The sequence below is a fragment of the Xenorhabdus budapestensis genome (assembly GCF_002632465.1).
In the GTDB taxonomy this organism is placed as follows: Bacteria; Pseudomonadota; Gammaproteobacteria; order Enterobacterales; family Enterobacteriaceae; genus Xenorhabdus; species Xenorhabdus budapestensis.
The window spans coordinates 108341-121587 of record NZ_NIBS01000005.1 but is presented as its reverse complement, the minus strand read 5'-3'; the positions used below and the strand labels follow the sequence as shown (position 1 = coordinate 121587).

Annotated in this window: 16 protein-coding genes; 1 reads left to right on the top strand and 15 read right to left on the bottom strand. The window is 42.5% G+C overall.

Annotation, left to right across the window (positions count from 1 at the left end; all coding sequences use genetic code 11):
* Positions 1-6: 6 nt before the first annotated feature.
* From Xbud_RS07155 to gntX, 11 genes are all read right to left on the bottom strand, one after another.
* The gene (locus tag Xbud_RS07155; RefSeq protein ID WP_099135418.1) at positions 7-369 is read right to left on the bottom strand and encodes a DUF2620 domain-containing protein; all 363 of its coding nucleotides are present in this window, start codon (positions 367-369) and stop codon (positions 7-9) included.
* A gap of 42 nt (positions 370-411) precedes the next feature.
* Entirely contained in the window at positions 412-1380 is a 969-nt protein-coding gene (locus Xbud_RS07150) for a phosphotriesterase-related protein (RefSeq protein ID WP_099135417.1), read from the bottom strand.
* A gap of 133 nt (positions 1381-1513) precedes the next feature.
* Positions 1514-2701 carry a YhfX family PLP-dependent enzyme gene (locus Xbud_RS07145; RefSeq protein ID WP_099135416.1) on the bottom strand — a complete coding sequence of 396 codons (1188 nt, stop codon included), beginning with the start codon at positions 2699-2701 and terminating at the stop codon, positions 1514-1516.
* Positions 2702-2803: 102 nt separating this feature from the next.
* Entirely contained in the window at positions 2804-3166 is a 363-nt protein-coding gene (locus tag Xbud_RS07140) for a PRD domain-containing protein (RefSeq protein WP_099135415.1), read from the bottom strand.
* Between the two features lie 64 nt (positions 3167-3230).
* Positions 3231-4136 carry a GntR family transcriptional regulator YhfZ gene (yhfZ, locus tag Xbud_RS07135; protein ID WP_244589879.1) on the bottom strand — a complete coding sequence of 302 codons (906 nt, stop codon included), beginning with the start codon at positions 4134-4136 and terminating at the stop codon, positions 3231-3233.
* Positions 4137-5135: 999 nt separating this feature from the next.
* A complete protein-coding gene (gene glpD / locus Xbud_RS07130; protein ID WP_099135413.1) occupies positions 5136-6641 on the bottom strand; it encodes a glycerol-3-phosphate dehydrogenase in 1506 nt (501 codons plus the stop codon).
* Positions 6642-6949: 308 nt separating this feature from the next.
* Entirely contained in the window at positions 6950-7708 is a 759-nt protein-coding gene (locus Xbud_RS07125) for a DeoR/GlpR family transcriptional regulator (RefSeq protein ID WP_099135412.1), read from the bottom strand.
* Between the two features lie 61 nt (positions 7709-7769).
* The gene (glpG, locus tag Xbud_RS07120; protein WP_099135411.1) at positions 7770-8603 is read right to left on the bottom strand and encodes a rhomboid family intramembrane serine protease GlpG; all 834 of its coding nucleotides are present in this window, start codon (positions 8601-8603) and stop codon (positions 7770-7772) included.
* Positions 8604-8727: 124 nt separating this feature from the next.
* Positions 8728-9051, bottom strand: a complete 324-nt coding sequence (glpE, locus tag Xbud_RS07115; RefSeq protein WP_099135410.1) for a thiosulfate sulfurtransferase GlpE — start codon at positions 9049-9051, stop codon at positions 8728-8730.
* Positions 9052-9194: 143 nt separating this feature from the next.
* On the bottom strand, positions 9195-9770 hold the full coding sequence (nfuA, locus tag Xbud_RS07110) for a Fe-S biogenesis protein NfuA (protein ID WP_038264683.1): 576 nt from the start codon (positions 9768-9770) through the stop codon (positions 9195-9197).
* Positions 9771-9829: 59 nt separating this feature from the next.
* Positions 9830-10513 (bottom strand): DNA utilization protein GntX, encoded by a 684-nt coding sequence (gntX, locus tag Xbud_RS07105; protein ID WP_099135409.1) that lies wholly within the window; start codon positions 10511-10513, stop codon positions 9830-9832.
* A 52-nt stretch (positions 10514-10565) separates the two neighbouring features.
* Between gntX and bioH the strand changes: the two genes are divergently transcribed.
* Entirely contained in the window at positions 10566-11345 is a 780-nt protein-coding gene (gene bioH, locus Xbud_RS07100; RefSeq protein WP_099135408.1) for a pimeloyl-ACP methyl ester esterase BioH, read from the top strand.
* A gap of 96 nt (positions 11346-11441) precedes the next feature.
* Here the strand turns inward: bioH and Xbud_RS07095 are convergent, their stop codons facing one another.
* The 4 genes from Xbud_RS07095 to Xbud_RS07080 form a co-directional block, all read right to left on the bottom strand.
* Positions 11442-11885: an OsmC family protein gene (locus Xbud_RS07095; RefSeq protein ID WP_099135407.1), complete on the bottom strand. Its 444-nt coding sequence runs from the start codon at positions 11883-11885 to the stop codon at positions 11442-11444.
* Positions 11886-11997: 112 nt separating this feature from the next.
* On the bottom strand, positions 11998-12459 hold the full coding sequence (locus tag Xbud_RS07090; protein WP_099135406.1) for an RES family NAD+ phosphorylase: 462 nt from the start codon (positions 12457-12459) through the stop codon (positions 11998-12000).
* Positions 12456-12902, bottom strand: a complete 447-nt coding sequence (gene parS / locus Xbud_RS07085; protein ID WP_099135405.1) for a type II RES/Xre toxin-antitoxin system antitoxin — start codon at positions 12900-12902, stop codon at positions 12456-12458. The genes Xbud_RS07090 and parS overlap by 4 nt, the downstream gene beginning before the upstream one ends.
* A 104-nt stretch (positions 12903-13006) precedes the next feature.
* Complete coding sequence (locus Xbud_RS07080) at positions 13007-13246, bottom strand: FeoC-like transcriptional regulator (RefSeq protein WP_099135404.1); 240 nt, start codon at positions 13244-13246, stop codon at positions 13007-13009.
* Position 13247: the final 1 nt, after the last annotated feature.

Genomic DNA, 13247 nt, shown 5'->3' with positions numbered 1-13247 from the left:
TGCTCCTTATTGAGAAATGATCGTGTTAATGATCACTGGCAGAACAATATCGATATCTTGCCCTGTAAAGCCAAACGCTTTTTTGCCTGCTTTTACATGAGCAATAATCTCATCGTCCGGTAAGATTTTTCCCGGCATGCCAATGGTGGCACAGAGATCTAAACCGATAAGTGCAATGGCGATTGCCAGTGCTCCACCTCCTCCGGTATTACAGGCACCAAAATAGTAATCGGCATTGCCATTCTTAATTGCCATGGATGCTTCGATATCATTCATGATGACAATCGAGGTAGCTTTATCTCCTGCCAGTTGCCGTATACATTCGGCTATTTTTTCTTTTTCTATTTGTCCACCAACGACAAATTTCATGTTGTTATCCCTCTCTTTAAATTATCTTTTATAAAATATTGTTTATTTTTTGGAAAAAAGCTTATTGAAAAAGTGATGCCGGAAAAATTGTGCAGGGTTATCACGTAACATTCGGTCTATCTGTGTTTGGGTAAAGTCGGCTGCCAGCAACATCGGAACGAATACAGTCAATAAGTAATCGAAACCAATTCCTCCGTTGCTTTTCAGATGAGAACGGCGGGTTATATCTTGCGAGAGCATCACTCTGTCGAGTAGCCCACGTTTGGCAACCGCCTGCAACATCGCAATGCGGCTGCTGTCAGGATAGTAATTGTTTTTACCAATGGTATCGAATTGTACCCATGCGCCTTCTTCGAGCAGGGGAATAATCGTGTCCAGATTGTCTTTCAGGTCACAATGACCAACCGCCACGTGTTCAGGAGAAACACCAAATGCCCTGAGGAGTGCTAATTGTTCACGCCCCATAGTACTTAAAGTTGTGTGGGTGGAAATAGGACACCCGGTTGCATGATGTGCCAGGGCTGCCGCTGCAAACACTTTTCGCTCATCTTCGGTGATTTGCCCGAAACTGGAGCCGATCTCTGCAATGATGCTGGCTTTTAACTCCGTACCGTCAATGCCTGATTCAATGTCAGTGATCATCTCTTCGGCAATGTCTTGTATGCTTAATTCGCTGAAATGGGCAGGGAAGAAAGGCTGTTTATAATAACCCGTCGAGGCGATGATGTTGACGTGGGTATCACGTACCAAATTCAGCAGGAAGGAGGCATTGCGCCCCATGTAGCGGTTGGTGACTTCCACAATGTTGCGTAATCCTAGCGTATACAGGTGGCGAAGTTCATCAACAACTAGCTCGTATTGATCTAATCGGCAATCGAGATTGCCTTTAGCTTCGGATAGATCAATATGCAAATGCTCATGCACATAGGTGTAACCTGATGTATCAATCCTGGGTGAGGAATACGGAGCGGAATGTGTGGGGGTATTCCCAGTCTTTTTCTGGTATTCCATAACTATTCCATAAATAAAACATAACTATTCCGTAAAAAAATAGTTACGTAGCATGATGCTGTAAATCTACTATAGCGAAAATAACATTATTTAAGGGCGGAATAATATTAACTGTAATACCTCTATTAAGTGTTTATTGGGCATAACCATTGTTTTTCCAGTTACCTTGGCTGTCATAAATACCTTCCAGTTTGGGTTCTCCTGACTGAATACCTGAAATTAAGGCGACATCGCTGCGGGTCACGAAAACCTGAGCACGGAAACACATAATGACTGGACTACCGATAGGATGGGGGCCTGCTAATGGCAGATGGTAATCAATACAAGGTTCACCTAACCGTAATATGCGTACTGTCTTATATGAACTATTGTGTTCTGGGTTCTTGGCGGGAAAAACCAGTGCATGCTTCATGTGGCTGCGTTTGTAGTAACCGCCACCATAACAATAACTGTTGCCATCGTAGTGATGGGATATCTCTGATACATAAACCATAGCGATATGTTCAGGTTCTCGGCCAATGGCATTGGCAGGTATTGTTCCGGTCAGAGCATGTCCGGGTTCTAAATGAGTTGCACCATATTTCGCTAACAGAGGAATGGTGCTACTGCTTGTTGCAGAAGGTGCATTGATTTGTGAAAGGGAAATACCGAGCTGTGCAAGTTTATTTCGCGCTCTGATAAGTGTCTGCAAATTGACGGTTGGTAAGGTTGTCTGATACTGCTCATTCCATGCCAGACAAGGAAAGTGGGTCAGGCCACATAGTTTAACACCCGGCATTTGCTTTAAAGCATCAACAGCGGTGTCGATCTCATCAAAGGGAATGCCTGCTTCTTGACAAGTAAAGGATATATCACGTTGAGTAAAGACTTTCAGCATGATGGGCTGAACGCATCCCAGTTTCTCAGCTGTATCCGAGATTGCCTGAGCTTTTTCTATCGAGAATACTGTGATTATCTCAGGGTTACGCTTAAGCATAGTTTTTATCAGGTGAGTTGGCGTCTGTACCAGATGACCAATGTGACATAACGGTATATCGTGTTGGCTCAGGCTATAGGCTTCTTTGAAATCTACGGCTACGACACCGGGATAACCGAGTTCAATCAGTTTCTTGGTCAACCAGGGATTACGACCAAACTGCTTGGTCATCAAATAAAGTTGGATGCCATATTGTTTTGCTGTTTGCAGTAAATGTCGGCCATTATTTAACACTTGGTCGACATCAATGACGTAAGTATCTGGTAAGATTACCCCTTGCTGCCAAAGACTTTTTGCTACCTCAATCAATTTAGGGTTCTGTTTTTTTAATGCGTTAATAAACATAGATTTCCCTTCATAGCTGCAAAGCAGCTTGCCTGTGCGAATAATAAAAATTATTGAATAATATTAATTTTCATTTTTTTGAATATTTATAGTATAAAAAAATCAATGAGTTTTTGTTGTAAGTATTAAACCATATAAATTTATCAACAGGTAGCCTTCTTCATTAGGATGTAGGGTGAGTGTAAATTTCTCCAGCAGGGAATAGTGAATTGTGAGTAATTGTGTGTAGTCTTCGGATTGCTCTATTTTTTCCAGAATTTCTTTTTCTATGGGGGAAACGATTTCGCCACGACGTGATCGCATGAAAGCACTTGCCATGTGGGTAAGCGCCATTTCACCTTGTGGATGACGGACAGGGATCAGCCAGATATCTTCCAGAATATGCACGACATCAAGCATGTTATCGTAGATATCTTTATCGATGACACCACCTTGCAACAGGATAGTTAACCGTTGTTCTACCATCACTTTTTGTTATACGTTTGGTTATTACTTGTTTTGATTGATGCTTGCTATTGGTTAATAGAGGTCAATAAATGGGTTCGATTATACCTGCTACCACATTCTGTTGGTGAGTCAGCAGGGCATCTCTGTCAACCATAGTACGCAAGAGCTGTTGGATAGGAATATTATCCTTACGGGCAAGGATAACAGCCTCGGAAGCTTTGATAAAACACTCACTGTCGTCTGGAAGTTGGGTCATCAGGCCCTCTGCAATTAGCTCGTGACCTTGCCCGACGTTCCAGATGGCCGCGTCAATGTGGCCTTTTTTGATTTGATTCAGACATTCGTGATAAGAGACCTCGACCAGTTCAATTCCTTTCCCTGCAAAGTACTGATTTGTCATTATTTTTTGGTCGGCTGAGGTACTGTCTAACCCTACACGACGGATGGATTCCATCTCGCCTTGACGAAAGATTAATCGATGTCTGTCTGTATAACTTTGTGTCCCTAGTGATAGCGCAATATAAATATTTTTAATTTCTGGGTGTTGCTCTGCGGCAAGTCTTGATGTTACTGCTAAGTCATAGACTCCATTCAGTAAGCATTCAATGCGGATATCTGAACCTCGCATATGCGCAAAGTAAAAAGGAACTCCTGCACATAATGCTTTTAAACCACTGGCCAGACCCTCATAAGCACGGGTATAAGGAAGGGGCATTGCGCAGACCACATTGCCGATATCGGCGTACTCCAGCAACAATTTGTGGTTAATATGCGAAAGAAAACTGCCATTCCGACCACGACGCTTAATCCCAACCGCCTGTGATTGTTCGAGAGATTTTAATGCTGCCTGCATTAAACCTACGGACAATTCACACTCTTTTGCCAATAATTCTATGGTTTTCAGGCGGTTGCCACATTGTTCAGAGAGGAGATAACGAGCCAAAAATGATTGCGCAATCCCCTCTTTTTTAATGAATGTTTGACTCATCATTACAAGTTTTTATCCATTCTCGTTTATCTTCATAAATTTGAACATAAACCGCAACAAGCGAATTAAAGAAAAGGGAGTAATATCACAATTACAAAATAAATGAAAATTTAAAAAATAATAAAAACTAATATTATCAATCTTTTGAAGATATATTTTAATTTTATATTGAAGATATAAAAATAAGCATTATGGGAGAATATAGGGGAATGATTTGTTTCCTGCTTCTATGTTTGCTGTAATTTTCTGCCTGGATGGTGATTTTTGCTGCACTATTTGTCATCTTATGAATCAGTTTGATTGTATTTTGTTCTTTGTCTTACCGTAAAGTAATTAATCGGATAGTTGCATTTTTTATTTTGACTCTATTAAATTTTATTTAATTCTGATGTAAAAAAAGACAAAATTCGTATGTTTATTATTCTAATATTTTGTTTTTGATGATTGTGCTGATATAGCATAGGGTTATTACTGATGAAAATTATAGCAAATGATGTATTAATAGAAATTGAAGATAATGGTGAAGATCATGACAGTGAAAAGCGTCCGTTAGTATTACTTATTATTATGTGGAGGATAAGAATGGTGTGAATTAGATTAGGCGAGGTAAATAGATATGGAGTTGATTAATTTTTTATCATTCTTTCTCTGAATAAATTAGTCAGAGAAAGGATAAAGTTGCATTAATCATTATATTGGCTTAGTCATAAGTTGGGTATCTTTTATTATTGCTTCCCTAATGGTTAACATAAGTTATCTCATATTGTCTTTTCAGCCTATTAATATCCTATCACTGTGGTAAAAATATACTATCTGAACTATTAGTAGAATTAAATGAAAAATCAAGGAATTTTAATAGAACATATTTATGATTGATTTCGAAACTTTATGATTCTTTTTTGGAGGATGTTGAGTGAAAATAGGTTTTTATGGTGGAAATAGAAAATGGCGATAGAAGATTACCGCCATTTTTCAAACATTTTAACGGGTCAGATTAAATCAGCCTTGTGATTGCGCTGACTTAACGTTTTGCGCCAACCAGTCAGCAATACGCTGTTTTTGTTCATCAGTCAGCCACATACCCAACTTAGTGCGACGCCAGATCGCATCATCCAACTGAGTGACCCACTCGTGTGCTACTAGATAACGCAGTTCAGCTTCGTACAAACCATGACCGAAGAATTCGCCCAAATCTGTCAGCTCGTTTGCACCATTCAGAATAATGTTGCTGCTGCTGCCGTAAGTGCGGGCATAACGTCGCGCTACTCCTTCTGGCAACCAATTATAGCGTTTACGCAGTAAACGTGCGTATCCATCGCGGTCATGGCCTTCCAGCTCTCCGCCAGGTAGTTTGCCATTTTTAGTCCATGCCTTGCCGGCGTTCGGATAATACTGTGCCAGTTTATCCATCGCATGTTCGGCGAGTTTACGGTAAGTCGTTAGTTTACCACCGAAGACCGACAGCAGTGGTGCTTGTCCCTGCTCATCTTGAACATCCAGTGTGTAATCACGGGTGATAGCCTGTGGTGAATCGGATTCATCATCACATAGTGGACGCACACCGGAGTAAGTCCAGACCACATCAATACGGCTAAGCTGCTTCTTGAAGTGATCATTATAAACTTTCAACAGATAATCGATTTCTTGATCGTCGATTTTGACTTCTTTTGGATCGCCTTTGTATTCAACGTCTGTTGTACCGATGATGGAGAATTCATCATTCCACGGGATCACAAATACGATACGGTTATCTTCGTTTTGCAGGATATAGGCCTGAGGTTCATCGTGAACACGAGGTACAACGATGTGGCTACCCTTGATCAGGCGGATACCATAAGGCGATTTCAGTTGCAGGCCATTATCAAAGAAGTTTTTAACCCACGGGCCAGTCGCGTTAACCAGACCTTTTGCCTGCCATGTTTCAGTCTCACCAGTGACAAGATCTTTGGCTTCCACCAGCCAGTAGCCATTTTCACGCCATGCGCGGGTAACTTGAGTGCGGTTACGGACTTCACCGCCATGTTTTTGGACTTCCTGAGCATTCAGCACGACCAGACGTGCATCGTCAACCCAGCAGTCAGAATATTCAAAGCCATGACTAATGGCAGGTTTTAGAACTGAGTTTGTACCGAATTTTAGTCCCTTACTACCTGGCAAACTCACACGTTTGCCCAAGTGATCGTAAAGGAACAGGCCAAGGCGGATCATCCAAGCCGGGCGCAGGTGTGGCTGGTGTGGAAGCCGAAAACGCATTGGGAATGCAATGTGGGGAGCCAGTTTTAATAAAACTTCGCGTTCTGCCAGTGCTTCACTGACCAGACGAAATTCATAATGTTCCAGATAGCGCAGGCCACCGTGGATCAGTTTGGAACTGGCTGATGACGTCGCACTGGCTAAGTCCTGGCCTTCTAACAGCAGGACAGAAAGTCCTCGGCCAGCAGCATCTGCCGCAATACCAACGCCGTTGATTCCGCCGCCAATTACAATTAAGTCTTTGGTTTCCATCGCATACCCTCTGAAATGTTCGAAACAGTTCTTTAATGTTCGTTTTCGCTCAATAATTGTAATCAAAAATTCATCAATCGCCAACTATTAACTAGGAAAAAAATATTTGCGTGATGCAGATAACAAATAGTTATCTTATATATAAGATTAATAAGGAAATTGTCAGAAGCAAATCAGAGGTAGTGAGTTACTGTGAGGATACAAGAAAGAGTGTTTGAAGTTGTGAACAGGAGAAACGGATGGTGGGAATAGCCCGCCTGTTTTTTAAGACGGGACATAAACAAAATATAACTAACATAACCCCGGTTTTAACACAGTTCCAGTTTGACGTTATATTGTTCGATGATTTTCTGGATGTTGGATGGTAGCGCTTTATCCGTAAACAGGAAATCGATCAGGTTCATGTTACCGAGGTTAACCATGGCGCTGCGGCCAAATTTGGAATGATCTGCAACCAGCATGACACAGCGCGAGTTTTCGATAATTGCGCGTTTGGTTCTGACTTCATGGTAGTCGAACTCTAATAGAGAACCATCAGAATCAATGCCGCTAATGCCGAGAATACCGAAATCAAGGCGGAATTGGGAGATGAAATCCAGCGTTGCTTCACCAATGATGCCACCATCACGGGAGCGTACTTCGCCACCTGCCAGAATCAGGTGGAAATCTTCTTTTCCCATGAGCAAGGTTGCAACATTAAGGTTGTTGGTGACAATCCGCAAATCCCGATGATCGATTAATGCGTGGGCTACCGCTTCCGGGGTAGTGCCAATATCAATGAATAGGGTTGCACCATTTGGGATCTGGGTGGCAACTTGCTGGGCAATGCGGGTTTTTTCATCTGACCACATAATTTTGCGATCATGGTAAGCCGTGTTGACGGAACTGGAGGGTAAAGCGGCACCGCCGTGATGACGTTGGATCTTATTTTTGTCGGCCAATTCGTTCAAATCACGCCGGATTGTTTGTGGGCTGACGTCAAAGTGTTCGACCAGCTTTTCAGTGCTGACATAACCTTGAAGACGTACCAGCTCGATTATTGCATCATGTCGCTGCGTTTGCTTCACAACATTCCCCTAATGTTTTACCTAAATTAATTATAATTGACTGACTTTATTTGGAATATTATTAATTTTTTTGTTTGCGTAAATTGTCCCATAATCCCATCAATAACCCGATGATTAAGCCTGAAAAATGGGCTGCATTGGCGATATTGAGTGAAAACATATTGAAATAGCCAACGAATAACCAGATAACCGAGATGGCGATAAGCCCTCTGGGAGCACTGACGCCCTTACCGGGAGACATTTCTCCGGTCAGCCAAACATAACCGATCAGAGCATAGACCACACCGGAAAGCCCACCAAAATGTGAGCCACTGAAAAGTGATTGTGCCCAACCACTGAAAAGTGCAGAAACTATTGTGATTTCAATAAGTTTTGCGGTGTTAATATTTTTTTCAACCTGACTGCCGAAATACCACCAAAGCACCAAATTAAACAAGATATGTAGCAATGAAAAGTGCAGAAATATGGGGCTGATCCAACGCCACAATTCCAGATGTTGTTCATTGTTGGGCCATGCCAGCCAGCGCATAACTTCATTAATTCCAGCAAACTGCATCCAGAGATAAACCAGAATACAGAGCGCGGTTATGGCGATAGTCAATGGGCCTGATTGGCTTTTCAGCGTGTTCCAGCTTAGGTTGTTATGGTATTGCAAAGGCGTGTTTGATTTACCTGTTTGCCAGCTAGCAGCTTGATAGCGTTCATTAAGCGGATCACGGACAAACTTGTTGAGTTCTTGTTCAACAAAATTTAATTGGCTTTTGTCTTCCAGCCACAGCTCAACCACATGCGGTTCATTGGCAGGCCGCATGGTCAGGTGAATACCCTGTGTCGTCATATAATCAATGAAGGCCTGAGCCAGTCTTGGATTAGATATTGAGGTTACATGGATCATTGCGCGTTTTATCTGCCTTAAATTGGGGTTAATGGCACAGGAGCTTGTTATGCAGAAACGGACTATACCGCAGTTAAAGACACCGTACTTAAAGACACCATAGTAAATAGCAAAAGATTAAAACTTATTCAGAATGAACAGCATGAGGATAATCTTTTTTCCACCCGTCAAAGCCACCGTTAACGCTGTATACGGTTTCAAAACCAATATTGATGAGGTACTGTGCAGCTCCCTGACTGCTGTGCCCGTGATAGCACATCACCATGACTGGTTGGTCAAAATCGGCGTCTTGCAGGAATTTATTGATAGTTTCATTCGTTAAATGAAATGCACCTGTTACGTGCCCTGCACGGAAACTCTGCGGATCACGAATATCCACCATCAGAGCGCTTTTATCGAGCCAGTTTTGGTAGGCTTGTTCAGGGCTTATTATTTGAAAATGATCCATAAATACTCAACGTTATTTCTTAAGTTTTCATTTTAAAGTGTTAGTTTCTTAATAATCTTATTTTATAACTCTACAGCCTTCCCAATTTTGGCATTGGGAAGGCGTAACCAAGTGAGCAGAATTACTAAGAACAGAAAATAAAATTAGTAGTAAGAGTGTTCGCCACGCTGATGTTCGGTCAGGTCTTTGACGCCTTTCAATTCAGGGAACATCTGTAACAGCTGTTTTTCAATCCCTTCTTTCAGGGTGACATCGACCATAGAACAACCGTTGCAACCACCACCAAATTGCAGGATGGCATAACCATCATCGGTGATTTCCATCAGGCTGACACGGCCACCATGACCTGCGAGTTGAGGATTGATCTGTGATTGCAGGAGATATTCAACGCGCTCAATCAGTGGCGCATCGTCTGCCACTTTACGCATTTTGGCGTTTGGTGCTTTCAGGGTCAGTTGGGAGCCAAGCTGGTCAGTCACAAAATCAATGACAGCCTCTTCCAGAAAAGGAGCGCTGACTTCATCAACATAGGCAGAAAGCTTGTCAAATTTCAATTCGGTATCAGTGGCTTCAACAGCATCAGGTGGGCAATAGGAAACACCGCATTCAGCAGTCGGCGTTCCTGGATTAATGACAAAAACACGGATTTGTGTACCCGGTTCTTGATTTGCCAGTAGCTTGGCAAAGTGCGCTTGCGCTGCTTCAGTAATATTAATCATGTCATTTGCTCAATAGTTGACTGTTCTAGTTGGTTATAATACGCCCATTTATAAAGGAACTACAAGGTTCGGCATATTGCCCAGGCTTGCACGGAGCGGGCACCCGCACGAATTAACAACTGTGTGGTTTCGTGCAAAGTCGCGCCTGTGGTGATCACATCATCGAAAATGGCGACATGTTGATCAGTAAAATTGCCGCGCAATTGAAAGGCATACTTAAGATTGGTTTTCCTTTGGGCGGCAGATAAGCCCCGTTGTGTGAGTGTAGCACGTGTGCGTTGTAAAAGATTAGGTTGATATTGGCATTGCAACCAGCGTGCCAAAGGTTTGATGATGAGTTCAACCTGGTCAAACCCTCTCCGCCAGCGCTTTTGGTGATGCAGGGGAATGCCAAGTATACAATCCGGTTTGTTCCAACGGCCATCACGATAACCTTGCAGCCAATGCAGAAGAAACAGGCGAGCCAATACTGCCGCTATTTGTGGTGCACCATGATATTTGTAGCGGCGGATAAGCTGGTTCAACGGTGGAACGTAATCAGTAACAGCGATAAGCCGTTGCCACAGTGGTGGATCTTTTAGGCAGCGGCCACAGAGGAAATTATTGGATTCGGCAGGTAACGCGCAACGCGGACAAACACGCTCTAATCGTTTTAGTCTCTGGTTGCAGATATGGCAGATTCCATGATGGGCAAAATACAAATTTTGATGGCATAGCCAACAGTATCCAACCATTGTTAGCATAGTTTTCTTCCTTGATGAGAAATCCCTGATGACAAATAAGGTGAGAATAACAATGGGTAAGTTGTTTTGGCAGACTTTAGGTGAAGTTCCTCGTGATATTGTGATGCTGCACGGATGGGGGCTGAATGCTGAAGTTTGGCGTTCAGTAGAAACACGATTGGCTTCGCATTTTCGTTTACATTTAGTGGACTTGCCGGGATATGGCCGTAGTCAGCCGTATCCGGCTATGACACTGAAAGAGATGGCGGAGACAGTGTGGCAACAGGCACCAGAAAATGCCCTGTGGCTTGGATGGTCGCTGGGAGGATTGGTTGCTAGTCAGATTGCATTAAACCATCCTGAACAAGTGGCGGGATTAATCACGGTAGCATCTTCCCCAAAATTCAGTGAAGACGGGGATTGGCCGGGAATCAAACCAACTGTTCTGAGCGCTTTCAAACACCAACTGAGCGAAGATTTCCAGAAGACTGTTGAGCGTTTTCTGGCACTGCAAACGTTGGGGACGGATAGTGCCCGCCAGGATGCTCGTTTACTGAAATCGGTGGTATTGAATCAACCGATGCCGACCGTGGAAGTGCTCAACGCAGGGCTGGAAATTCTGCGCACGGAGGATTTGAGGGCTGAACTGGCACAGCTTCAATTACCTTTCTTGCGCATCTATGGTTATCTTGATGGTTTAGTACCGCGCAAGATTGCTGCATTGCTTGACAGTCAGTGGTCGCATACGCGCTCTGTCACTATGCGTAATGCGGCTCATGCATCATTTATTTCTCATCCTGATGAATTTGTGGATGTATTAATGGATTTTGTGGGTGGTGAAATTACTTATTGATAATTACTCAAAATAGCAATTACTCATAATTACATATAAAAAAATTACCCATAACAACAATGTTATGGGTAATAAATATTACGGAGAATTGATCATTTATCTGACAGGATAAACTTCAGTCACAATTTCCGGCGTATTGACGATAGTATCGAGTATAGGGCAATTACTTTCTACAAACTGAATAAAGTCGTGAATTTCTTGGTCAGTATTATCTGCCTTTATATAAAATTTTGACGTGATTTTGGAAAAACCGATTTTGGCGTTTTTATTTTTACCTGTGAAACCGTCGGTATCCAATTCGCCTTCCATTTTTACCTGAATATCGATCAAATTGATTTTATGTTTGCGGGCAAAACTTTTCGCCACAATACACTGACAAGCTCCGAAAGCTGAAAGAAGTGCTTCCACAGGGTTCATGGCTTCATCTGTTCCACCCAGATGTTTGGGTTCATCCACATGAAAGGTAAAACCCCGAGATGAGCACTTCATTTTAAGGTGACCAGCAGATTCGATTGTTGCAGCAAATAACTCTTTAGGCATATTAGTATCCTCAGGTTATTAATAATAATGATAGAACTGCATATGAAATAATAAGAAAACGGTTTTTATTTTTCAATTTATCATGATGGTTAAGTGAATTACCGTGCTGTTGTTAACGAATTAGGCGTTGGTCGAATGTAAAGTTTAATTCTTTAACTGATTCAATGGATTTGGAAAATTTAGGGTGGTTTGGGTTGATAATGGCGTTGTTTTCGTAAGGAACAATACAAGAAGGAATTATCAGGGCAACATTTTCTGCCGCATTTAGCCAGCCACTACCTATATCCATGGTTGAAACAGGTGCGGGGTCACGCCTCCAGTCATCAGGGAGATAGCTGTGATCCAAGTAATCCACATTTTTATCTGCTAACTCAATAGAAAATAGCTGGTATTCTTCAAGAAGGCTTTCTTTTGAGGTGTGGACATACAGTTCTAGTGTAGCAAGGGCGATGGAACTGGACACATAGACAGCATGGTATCCCTTATGATTCCAGCGCCCACCAAATCTTTTGGCTCCATACCCCGTCCATGCTTCATTGGCATGAATGGATTTTACTAATCGGTAAAAAGTCATGCAATAACACCATGTTCCAGTCGGCCAATGAGGTCCATCACTTCAAGTGCACCACTTTCTGTTGAGATAAGGGAAATCGGTGCAATATTGCCTAGCCCTTTAACAGGCTCCTTGAGCCAATGATAGGCCGCTTCTTTATCACCATTGAAGAAATTGATGGCTGCATCAAACACGCGAACCAAGCGAGCTATACGTTCGCTTTCATCGGGTGAAAATGGGCGACTAGAACTTTTACGACGTGCAACATTACGTTCACTGATACCAGCAATGCGAAGAATGTCGGCTTTAGATATCTCTGAGTCTCGATGAAGATTATCCAGCACATCAAGTGGTAATCCGGCTTGTAAGGTTTCGATCAGATCACTTCCCCGGTTTGCTGGTAGTCCAACAGAGCGCCAGAGAGCTTTCTTACTGATCGTATTATTTGGTACATAGATTCTCATAAATCACTCCCCAAAAATGACAAATGTCACAATTAATATATGACATTTGTCTGTTTTCGGCAAGCTGCTTAAGTATTCCTAAGAGGGGAAATATGAGATATTGCTTAATCTCTTATCACCAATTGATACGCCTTAATATCGCATTTTTGTGTTTCCGGGCACTGCTTACAGCCACCACTCAGGCAGGAGGAAATATCCACTTCCTCCAATTTACCCATTGTCACCAGCTGCTTGAGCATGGCTTCAACCGTGGACTGTGGTGCTGAAAGCTGATGGCTCAACGATCTTACGTCGGTACGTCCATTAAGGGCAACGGTATCCCGGATTTGCAACAGGCTAATCATA